The sequence below is a fragment of the Flavobacterium rakeshii genome (assembly GCF_009741375.1).
Classification (GTDB): domain Bacteria; phylum Bacteroidota; class Bacteroidia; order Flavobacteriales; family Flavobacteriaceae; genus Flavobacterium; species Flavobacterium rakeshii.
Map to the genome: position 1 here is coordinate 1 of NZ_WOWP01000009.1, position 9,835 is coordinate 9,835.

The 9,835-nt window shown below is 36.0% G+C and carries 4 protein-coding genes; 3 read left to right on the top strand and 1 reads right to left on the bottom strand.

What is annotated here, in order from left to right; translation table 11 throughout:
* Nucleotides 1-106 precede the first annotated feature (106 nt).
* The gene (gene ychF / locus GN157_RS01895; RefSeq protein WP_157481441.1) at nucleotides 107-1,201 is read right to left on the bottom strand and encodes a redox-regulated ATPase YchF; all 1,095 of its coding nucleotides are present in this window, start codon (nucleotides 1,199-1,201) and stop codon (nucleotides 107-109) included.
* Between the two features lie 166 nt (nucleotides 1,202-1,367).
* On the opposite strand from ychF, the gene GN157_RS01900 reads away from it, so the two are divergent.
* The 3 genes from GN157_RS01900 to GN157_RS01910 all read left to right on the top strand — a co-directional run.
* A complete protein-coding gene (locus GN157_RS01900) occupies nucleotides 1,368-1,904 on the top strand; it encodes a hypothetical protein (protein ID WP_157481442.1) in 537 nt (178 codons plus the stop codon).
* Between the two features lie 163 nt (nucleotides 1,905-2,067).
* Nucleotides 2,068-3,636, top strand: coding sequence for a T9SS type A sorting domain-containing protein (locus GN157_RS01905; RefSeq protein ID WP_157481443.1), 1,569 nt, complete (start codon nucleotides 2,068-2,070; stop codon nucleotides 3,634-3,636).
* A gap of 518 nt (nucleotides 3,637-4,154) precedes the next feature.
* Nucleotides 4,155-9,835 (top strand): fibronectin type III domain-containing protein (locus GN157_RS01910; RefSeq protein WP_157481444.1); only part of this gene is annotated, 5,681 nt, incomplete at its 3' end.

Genomic DNA, 9,835 nt, shown 5'->3' on the forward strand with positions numbered 1-9,835 from the left:
CTAATTTTATACATGAAAAAACCAGTCAGCAAATACTGACTGGTTAATATAAATTTTATTGTAAAAATTGTCAACCTATTTTAGGACGACTCATACCTTAAAGCAATTATACGTTAAACCTAAAGTGCATTACATCTCCGTCTTTAACAATATATTCTTTACCTTCTACTCTTAGTTTTCCGGCTTCTTTTACTTTAGCTTCAGATCCATAAGTTACATAATCATCATAACCTATAACCTCTGCACGAATAAAACCTTTCTCAAAATCAGTATGGATAACACCGGCTGCCTGTGGCGCAGTATCACCAATTTGAATAGTCCAGGCACGAACTTCTTTTACACCGGCTGTAAAATACGTTTGTAAACTTAACAGTTTATAAGCCGAACGAATTAATGCACTTGCTCCCGGCTCTTGTAAACCAAGATCTTCAAGAAACATTTGACGCTCTTCATAGCTCTCTAGCTCGGTAATATCTGCTTCTGTCCCTACAGCTAGGAACATAACTTCTGCATTCTCGTCTTTAACCAGTTCACGAACTTTCTCTACATATTCATTACCTGTAGCAGCTGCACCTTCATCAACATTACAAACATAAAGCACAGGCTTTGTAGTAATAAGCTGGAACAATTGTATAAGCTCTTCCTCGTCCTGATTTTGTGGTTGTACCGTTCTTGCCGATTTACCCTGTAAAAGCGCTTCTCTTATTCTTTCCATTAAAGCAACTTCAGCCTGAGCTTCCTTATTACCGGTTTTCGCTGCTTTTTTAGCTTTTTCAAGACGTTTTTCTATTGTTTCAAGGTCTTTAAGCTGAAGCTCTATATCAATAGTCTCTTTATCTCTAATAGGGTTAACGTTACCGTCAACGTGTACAATGTTATCGTTATCAAAACATCTTAGTACGTGTATAATAGCATTACACTCCCTAATGTTTCCTAAAAACTGGTTTCCTAGACCTTCACCTTTACTGGCACCTTTTACAAGACCCGCAATATCAACAATCTCTACAGTTGCAGGAATTACCCTTTCCGGGTTAACAAGCTCTTCCAGCTTAGAAAGCCTTGGGTCTGGTACGTTAACCACACCTACGTTAGGCTCAATGGTACAAAATGGGAAGTTAGCACTTTGTGCTTTAGCATTTGATAAACAATTGAAAAGAGTTGATTTACCAACGTTTGGCAATCCTACAATACCTGCTTTCATTATTAAGTGATTTTTTAAGGGTGCAAATATAAGTTTTTGAAATTAAAAAATAAGCAGCTCAATGTTTTAAAAACATTGTTTTTTACCAATACTTTAGGTTTATATATAAATATATTTAACATTAGGACATTAACTTTGGTATAATAACCTTAAAACCAAAGACATTATGAAGAATTTAATCACAATATTAGTACTTATTTTAGGGGTCACGGTCTATGCTCAAAACACTAATGTAACTAAAGAAACTAAGACTACCACAGTAACGGTAGATGACGGTACAGGAGAACCAAAAAAACTGGTAAAAACACAGCACACAGAAGCCAGGCAAAATGTTGAAGTAAAACAAACAGGACGTAATACTCTTAATAAAGATATTAAGGAAACTCCTGTAAAAGTTACCGAAAAAACAACCATATCGGGCGATGGTATCGCTACTCAGGAGTTAGGAGAAACTATTCGTTACGAGCTTAAAGGTAAAACCTATATACTTATAAAAGATAATAGCGGATTTAAAGTATACTCTCCCGAAAACGAAGAACTGGGCGTAATAAGGAAAACATCTAAAACTACTTATATATACCAAACCAAAGACCATAAAGTTTCATTAGGCTATTTTGATAATAACGGAAACTTTATTATTGAGAGCTATAATAACGATGACGACAGTGTAAAAACTGAAAGATTTTCAAGAATAACCCAGTAACAATTATATTATATACGAATGTAAGTCCCAACTTGAGTTGGGGCTTTTTTTATGATTTCAAATTCTCAATAAAACAGCTAAAATTCTAATTAACAATACATATATATCCATTTTTCAAGCCTGAATTTGTTATATTGAATAATTTTGAAGAAAAGAAAAACCAATGAAAACCACAATTACTTTATTATTCTCTATTTTAATTTACTTTAACATACACGCCCAAAATGAAAGCTTTAGTTGGGTCATATCACCTCCTTCTGCTATAAGTCTTAATCCAGATATGGTTGGTTACACTAATATTATAGACAACTCTGGTAACATATACACAGCTGGTTATATGGATAATGCAACATCCACGTCTACTGAAATTATGGGTAACTTATTTTACAACAAATACAACAGCGATGGAGAAGTTATATTTAGTAAAAACTTTACTGGCACGGGAGCAATTTTTGATATGAAAACCGACACCCAAGGAAATATACTGCTTGCGCTGGGGTTTCAAAACAACATAACATTAAACAGCACTACCTATACAAACGAAGTAGCTTCTCAAACCAAATTATTACTTATTAAATTAGATAGCGAGGGGGAAATTTTATGGTCATACGAACCTGTTATGCAAAATGTAGAAACATGGAATATTGTCTCAGAATTCAGGTGCATTAAAACAGATAAAGACAATAACATATATATAGGATATAACAACTTTGCAAACTCCTTTATTACAAAACTTAACTCAAATGGAGATGAATTGCTTACCATAACACAGGAAAATGTTAGGAGAATAACCTCTTTAACCATAGATGATATTGGGAACATATATGCCGCAGGATCGTGTGCAGATCCTAATGCAGTCTTTGCCGGAATAACTGTGGAAAACAATCTTACCTATAACACATATGCAGTAAAGTACAATTCGCAGGGAAACTATCAATGGGTAAAATATATAGAAGACATTACATGTCCTGAACCACAAATAGCTGCGTACAGCCAAAATGATATATATTTAAGTTCATTTCTTTTTGGGAGTATAATGTTTGATGATATTTCTACAGAAGGAGGACCAACATTTGGTGACTTTTACCTAGCTAAACTTAATAGCGAAGGAACTTTTCAATGGGTTCGTGAAGCACCGGGAACAACAGGTCAGGTTATATTAGGCAAACGAAACTTCCTTAATATAGACACACAGGGAAACATTTATATAACCGGTAAAACCAAATGGGCAATTAACTGGAGTAACGGAGTATTTACAGAACCTGTAGGCATTGCAAGTGATGCCCTTATATTAAAATACTCACAGGAAGGAGAACTTTTAACCGTAAAAACCATTATAGGCGAAGGAGATAGTCGTATAGACAATATTATAACAGATAACAATGGTAATATGTATTTAACAGGACTTTATTTGGGTAAAAATTATTTTGACGACCATATACTAGACGGTACTACATATGAGGTTTTTCTTGCAAAATTAAATGCATCTCAATTAGGTTTAACAAACAATAATTTAAACAAAATAAGCCTATATCCTAATCCATCGTCTGATTATCTATATATAACAAACTTAGAAAACACAACTGAAGGAATTATATATAATACACTGGGACAGGAAGTACAAAAAATAACAATTACTTCTAACAAAAGCATCTCAATTCAATTACTAAACAGTGGGGTTTACACTATAAAGCTGGAAGGGTACACTCCTATAAAGTTTATTAAAAACTAAAACTACTAATCTATTTATATTGCTCCCCCCTTTAGATTTATCACTAAATCTAAAGGGGCTTTTTTTATTAAAAAAATCACAGTTAATATAACTAAAAAACTGTTTTACAGTCTTCCATCAGTCACCTTCGCTCTTTTTAAACAATAAAAGAGGAAATTTCAGTACATAAAAGAGATAAAACTTATAATATCTAAATATTATTTTTTGACAATTTAATAATTAAGAACTGATACAAAGAAGGTTAAGTAAGTCTTGTTTTTTACAGAATCAATAAATTGAACAGTGTTAAGTATAAAATAAATACGAAAAATTCATATTTTGCATTTTATACTAAAAAAAATAAAATTTTAAACTTTTTAACAGTTTTTGTTATTTAAAACACAAAAATTAATATTATAACTTTAAATAGGCTTTTTGTTGCATTTACTTTAATTTATCATCTAATGTGATAATTAACACAAAACATACCTTAATTTTTTATAAATTTAAAGCCCTTTTAACAAACTAAATATTAATCTATGAGAAAAATTACATTTCTAATTCTCTTAATGTTCATTTCCTACAGCAATTATGCACAGTTGCCTGGTGGTATCGAAGGATTTGAAACATGGCCACCGGCAGGTTGGACTATTGAGGATAACGGTTCAGGACCGATTGAATTCTGGAAACAAAGCACATTAGGTAGTCTTGTATTACCACCTTATGAAGGTGATTATGCGGCTCTAATTGATCGGGAAAATGTGCTGGAAACAGAAGTTACTCCACAAGATTGGTTAATAACACCTTTACTTACTTTACCAAATAACCCTCAACTTCGCTTCTTTTCACGTTTATCTGTAAATGGTGACAATGGTGGGTTATATCGTATCATGGTTTCGACCGATGCAAATCCTTCAAATTTATCGGCTTATACCGAAATTATTGAATGGACTGAGTTGGTTTTAAACCCTGTACAACAAGAATATAACGAAAAAGTTGTTGATCTTACCGGATTGGCAGGTCAACAGGTATATATCGCTTTTGTAATGGAAGGTGATTTTGCTGACAGGTGGTTAGTTGATAATGTTAGCGTTGTAGAAGAGTGTATAGCACCTACAGCATTAACTGCTACCAACCCAACTCTTGATTCTGCCGATTTAAGCTGGACTCCGGAACCAGGTACTGATACTTGGGAAGTTGAAGTAGTAGAAACTACTGCTCCACCAACAGGTTCTGGTATAATTTACGATCAGGCATTACCTTATCAACCAACTGGTTTAACAGAGGGTACTAATTATAAATTTTACGTAAGAACAATTTGTGGACCGGGTAATGCGAGTGAATGGGCAGGCCCATTAAACTTTAGTACTGCTTCACTTGGAGAAACATGTGGTGCTCCTATAGAGATCACTACATTACCTTACTCTACTACAGATAATACATCTAACTATGGAGATGACTACAGTGGTTCGCCCGGTGCTTCAGGTTGTGGTACTACAAACAACTATTTAAATGGTGATGATGTAGTATATGCATATACAGCTACAGCCGATGGAGCAATTAGTATCGATGCAACTGGTTTAGGTAACTTTGCCGGTCTTTTTGTTTATGATGATTGTGCCAACATTGGTGTTGAATGTATAGGTGGTGGTACCGGAAACGCTACAACTCCTATATCTCTTTCAACAGTTCCGGTTCTTGCAGGTACTACATATTATATTGTAATATCTACATGGGCTACTCCACAGTCTACTCCTTATACATTAACTGTACAGATTGTAAACTGTCCTCCTCCTACAAACTTAGTGGCTACAAATATTGATAACGACTCTGCCGACCTTTCATGGGATGCTAACGGAGCAACATCGTGGGAAATTGTAGTACAAAATGCAGGTGCAGGTATACCTGCGGGTGCAGGAACAACAATTACAACTAATAGTAATTATAACGTTACTGCTACTACAGCTGCGGTTACTTTTACTGAGGCAACTACTTACGAATATTATGTAAGGGCTGATTGTGGTGATGGTACTTTCAGCGCATGGTCTGGTCCATATGTGTTTATGACTACACAGGTGCCTGCTGCTATGGACTTTTCAGATGATTTTGAAGCAGCTTCAGGATGGTCTTTAAGTAATGGTACTGCCGCTAACCAATGGATAATTGGTAATGCAACGAGTAATGGCGGAACACAATCTCTTTATATAACAAATGATGGTGGTGTTTCAAATGCCTTTACAAATAACACTACATCTGTAGTACATGCGTATAGAGATATACAAATGCCGGCATCTGTAGATCAGGTATTATTATCTTACGATTGGAAAGCTGTTGGTGAAAACTGCTGTGATTACTTAAGAGTATGGATTGTTCCTGTTACTTTTGTTCCTACAGCCGGTACACTTATAACAGCTGGTGCAAGTGGCGGACAACAGTTTGGTGGTAATCAAAACATGAATAACAACTTTATCACTGCTAACCATGTGGTAGATGCCTCTGCTTATTCAGGACAGGTGGTACGTTTAATATTTGAGTGGAGAAATGACGGTAGTGGCGGTACAAACCCTCCTGCTGCTGTAGATAATGTTAATTTATCGGTAATAACATGTCCTGCTCCTAATGCTGTTACTTTAGATGACTTACAAATCAATCAGGCTACAGTATCATGGACAGGACCAACATCTGTATCACCTACATTTGATTATTACTTATCAACTTCAAATACGGCTCCAACTGATGCTACTGTTCCTACAGGAAATGTTGTAGATGAAAACGTAACACTAGATCCTCTTGATGATTCTACCGGATATTTCTTCTGGGTAAGAAGTAACTGTGGTCCTGGCGACTCTAGTTTCTGGGTAGGTCCATTAGCGTTTAGTACACCTCAAATCCCTGCCGATTTGAATTTCTATGATAATTTTGAAGGCACAATAAACTGGACATTAACAAATGGTACACAAACTAATCAATGGATAGTAGGTACCGCTACCAGCAGCAGTCCTGATAACTCATTATATATAACTAACGACGGCGGTGTTTCTAATGCCTTTACAAATAACTCTACATCTGTAGTACAGGCATATAGAGATATACAAATGCCGGCAACATCAGTAGATGAAATAAGCGTTTCATTTGACTGGAAAGCTGTAGGTGAAAACTGTTGTGATTACTTAAGAGTATGGATTACTCCTATAACATACACACCTACTGCCGGTACTCAAACGACTACTGGTAACAGTAATGGTATAAATATTACCGGTAATCTTAATATGAACAGTGAATGGACAACAGAAAACTATGTTATAGATGCTACTGGTTATACAAACCAAGTCGTAAGAGTTCTATTTGAGTGGAGAAATGATGGAAGTATAGGTACAAACCCTCCTGCTGCTGTAGACAATGTTAACATTGCTGTTATTACTTGTCCTGCTCCAGATAATATAGTAGTTTCTAATATTTCAGAAAACTCAGCAGATATCGCTTGGGACGCTCCAACAACAGCTCCTGATAGTTATGATTACTATCTTTCAACTTCAAATGCGAGCCCAGCTCCAGATGCTACTCCAACAGATAACGTAGATCCTACAAATGCTGAACTTAACGGTCTTACTCCTTCTACAACATACTATGTATGGGTAAGAAGTAATTGTGGTACAGATGATTATAGCTTCTGGGTAGGTCCTGCTGTATTCAATACAACACAAATACCTGCAGATGTAACTTTTGACGAGGATTTTGAAAGTGGCACTGTTGAGTGGACTCTTAACAATGGTACTGCCACTAACCAATGGGTTGTAGGTAGTGCTGTAAGTAACAGCCCAGATAATTCGTTATACATCTCTAACGATAGCGGTGTATCTCATGCTTATACAAACAACTCTACATCTATAGTTCATGCTTACAGAGACATAGCAATACCTGCTGATGTTGTTGGTGGTGCAATTTTCTCTTTCGACTGGATGGCTCTTGGTGAAAGCTGCTGTGACTACCTTAGAGCATGGATTGTTCCTGTAACTTATACCCCTACTCCGGGTACATTAATACCTAATGGTACCGGACAACAGTTTGGTGGTAACTTTAACCAAAGTAGTGAATGGACAAATCAAACTTATATATTTGATGCTTCTGTTTACGCAGGACAAACACTTAGGGTAATTTTCGAATGGAGAAACGATGGTAGTGCAGGCTCAAACCCTCCTGCTGCTGTAGATAACGTACTATTACAAATACTTACTTGTCCTCAACCTATAGATCTTATAGCTGAAGGTATGCAGGGAACTCCTTTTATCAATTTAACATGGACTCCTGTTGGAAGTGAAACACAATGGGAAGTTGTAATTCAGGAAATGGGTTCAGGTAATCCTGGTGATGAGCCTACAACATCTGTAATAGTTACTGATGACCCTAGCTACGTTACTGATATTGAAGAAGGTGTTTTCTATGAATATTATGTAAGAGCTATTTGTGATGAAGATGATTTAAGTTTATGGTCTGGGCCATCGGTATTTTCTATATTCAATCCGCCTGGATGTGCCAGTGTTGAGGCATATGATCCTAACTTAGATATTATAATACCTGATGAAGAAATTATTGTTTGCCCAGGTGAAAATGAATGTTTAGACTTATCTGCAAATTATCTGGAAACCGGACAAACTTCATCATACGAAATAGAATCTATTGAATATAATCCACCATTCCCTTTCACCGGAGGTACTCCGGTATCGGTAGGTACAGATGACGTTTGGTCTCCACTGGTAGAGCTTCCTTTTGATTTCTGTTTCTTTGGAGAAACTTATACAGAAGTAATTGTTGGATCTAACGGTGTTGTTTCTTTTGACACATCTGATGCAGGAGGATATTGCCCATGGTCATTTAACCAAACAATTCCAAATACAGGATTCCCTATTCTTAACGCTATTTATGGTGTGTATCAGGATATCGATCCTAACCAGAATAATGATGTAGCTAACCCGGATATTAACTATCAGGTATTGGGTACTTATCCTTGTCGTGCACTTGTAGTTAACTTCTCTGAAGTGGCTCAGTTTAGTGGTGCATGTAACGATGACCCAAACATTGGCGGACAAACAACTCAAATAGTACTTTACGAAATTTCTAATATAATTGAAATTTATGTAGGTAACAGGGTTCCGTGTACATCATGGCAAAATGGTGCAGGTGTAATAGGTCTGCAAAATGAAGACGGTACAGAAGCTTATGTCCCTACAGACAGAAATACAGGAGCTTGGACGGCTATAGAAGAAGCTTGGAGGTTTACTCCTAACGGTGATTCAAATGTTGTATTTGAATGGCTACAGAATACTGAATTCTTAAGTAATGAAAAAGATATTAACGTATGTGTAACTGATGAACCTGTTTTGATGACTGCACGTGCTACCTATACTGCTTGTAATGGTGAAGAGATTATTAGAGAAACCAGCTTCACTCTACGTTTAGCTGAAGAAATTCTTATTGGTGAAACTACTGATTTATCTGTTTGTTCTACAGATGGACCAGCCACATTTAACTTAATGGATGGTGTTGTAGATACAATTGACGGACTTACAAATCCTGATAACTTTACAGTAACATTCTATACGTCTGAAGAAGCTGCTAATCTTGGTGGTGATGATAATCTTCCTGAAATGTATGAAACAGATACTAATCAGACTATTTATGTAAGATTCCAGGAAAATGGAAGTGAATGTTTCTATACATTCTCTTTTGATCTTATTATTTCAAATATCCCTCCGGAATTTACAATTGATGGTGATCTTGAAGTGTGTGAAGATCAAACTGTAACACTAACAGTAACTCCTATTAACTTTACAGATACAGGTGATGTTACGTATACTTGGACATTTAATGGAGATCCTTTAACAGACACAACACCAAGTATTATAGCTACACAATCAGGGGTTTACGAAGTTCTTGTAGATAATAGTGGTTGTTCTGCTACCGAGGCAGTAACTGTTACTATATACCCTATCCCTGTTGCAGATATAATGGAAGATGTTACAGAGTGTGATGCTTTTGTACTTCCGGCATTAAGTGAAAACAATAACTATTACACAGCTCCTGGTGGAACAGGCGATATGCTTGCTGCCGGAAGTGAAATAGCTAACAGTCAAACTGTTTATATTTTTGCTCAAACACCTAATACTGATTGTACAGATGAGACAAGCTTTGAAGTTAGTATTGTTCCAACACCTATTATTAG

Excerpts from the sequence above, each read along its gene's own strand:
- GN157_RS01905 (WP_157481443.1), top strand. The coding sequence starts at position 2,068 with ATGAAAACCACAATTACTTTATTATTCTCTATTTTAATTTACTTTAAC.
- GN157_RS01900 (WP_157481442.1), top strand. The coding sequence starts at position 1,368 with ATGAAGAATTTAATCACAATATTAGTACTTATTTTAGGGGTCACGGTC.
- ychF (WP_157481441.1), bottom strand. The coding sequence starts at position 1,201 with ATGAAAGCAGGTATTGTAGGATTGCCAAACGTTGGTAAATCAACTCTT.